Annotated in this window: 1 protein-coding gene; it reads left to right on the top strand. The window is 42.5% G+C overall.

Features of this window, described 5'->3' with window-relative positions:
- On the top strand, nucleotides 1-1,236 hold a 1,236-nt coding region (locus tag NJ959_RS29200; RefSeq protein ID WP_373693739.1), incomplete at its 5' end, for a site-2 protease family protein.
- Between the last annotated feature and the right edge of the window lie 412 nt (nucleotides 1,237-1,648).

Genomic DNA, 1,648 nt, shown 5'->3' with positions numbered 1-1,648 from the left:
CTCCCCATTCCCCACTCCCCACTCCCTAAAAAAAACATGCAGAAAAATTGGCAAATTGGCTCATTATTTGGTATTCCATTATTTATAGATCCCTCTTGGCTTTTCATTCTCCTCTTTGTCACGGCAATCAATGCAGGGGAGTTCGACCCAACGCTTCGGTCTGTGGTAGCATGGGGGACTGGGTTTGTCATGGCACTATTGCTATTTGGCTCAGTTTTATTGCACGAATTGGGACATAGTTTAGTAGCGCGATCGCAAGGAATTAAGGTAAACTCGATTACCCTATTTATTTTCGGCGGAATTGCCGCCATTGACAGGGAATCTAAGACACCTGGGGGAGCATTTCAAGTTGCGATCGCAGGACCTGTAGTAAGCTTAATTCTATCTGGTTTATTTTACCTCCTCAGTAAAACGATCGCTAGCTCTGGTTTAGCATATAGTGTCGTTTTAGATATTGCTACCATTAACTTAGTATTAGGACTATTTAACTTAATACCCGGATTACCTCTAGATGGGGGGCAAGTATTGAAAGCGGCGGTATGGAAAATTACTGGAAACCGCTTCGCCGGAGTCCATTGGGCCGCGAGAACTGGTAAAGTTATTGGAGGATTTGCGATCGCGCTAGGATTATTACTGGTATTGAAGACGGGAGATTTCTCAGCAATTTGGCTGACTTTAATCGGTAGCTTTGTCTTCCGCAATGCTGATGCCTACGATCAACTTACCAAACTACAAGAAACTTTACTTCAGCTAGTCGCATCAGATGCCATGACTCGTGACTATCGAGTAATAGATGGCACGATGAGTTTACGGGATTTTGCTGACCAATATATTTTGGCAGATAATCGAACCCCAATACCCTACTACGCCGCAGCTCACGGACGTTATCAGGGTTTAGTTTCCATTGAAGACTTACAGACGATCGAACGGAGCCGTTGGGAGATAGATAAATTAGAGACAATAGCCCATAGTTTATCAGAAATTCCCACTGTTGTCGAAAAAACTACTTTAGTAGAAGCAATCCAAAAGATGGAAACTAGGCAACTTAAAAGATTGACAGTACTTACTCCAGCAGATGCGATTGCAGGAGTAATTGATAGAGGAGATATTGTCCGCGCGATCGCAACTAAGTTAAATCTACCAATTTCAGAGGCAGAAATCAAACGAATTAAAATGGAAGGCACTTATCCGGCAGGGTTTCAGCTTGGGGCAATTGTCCAGGGAATGGGGGGATAGTTTTGAGTTTTGAATTAATAAAGTCCTGACGAATGGAATGGACGAGATCCCATGTTAAAACATATTTCACTTATAAACAAAAAACAAAAAAGGCTGCGCAATGACTATAAACCGACTCCACAGCGCAAGCCCTCAATCAACTAGTTTTTTTGGTGTCAATACAATTCTCTACTATCCCCAACCGATTGCGCATCAGCCATAATGATGAATTCCTTACGTCATTTGGCTGATTTTTTAGACACGAGACAAATCCCCATCATCCTCTGCGTACCTCTGTGCGTACCTCTGTGTTAAAAAAAAATAAACGACATTCTCCGCGATACATACAGCAGATTGCAGGTTTATGAAGTACACAAGAGAAACCCGGTTTCTCTGTACCTCACATACCTGAGACTTACTGTAAATGTGGACT

The organism is Limnofasciculus baicalensis BBK-W-15 (assembly GCF_024178385.1).
Classification (GTDB): Bacteria; Cyanobacteriota; Cyanobacteriia; order Cyanobacteriales; family Coleofasciculaceae; genus Limnofasciculus; species Limnofasciculus baicalensis.
Note: the sequence above shows the minus strand (reverse complement) of the source record. Positions and strands in the feature narration are given on the sequence as shown.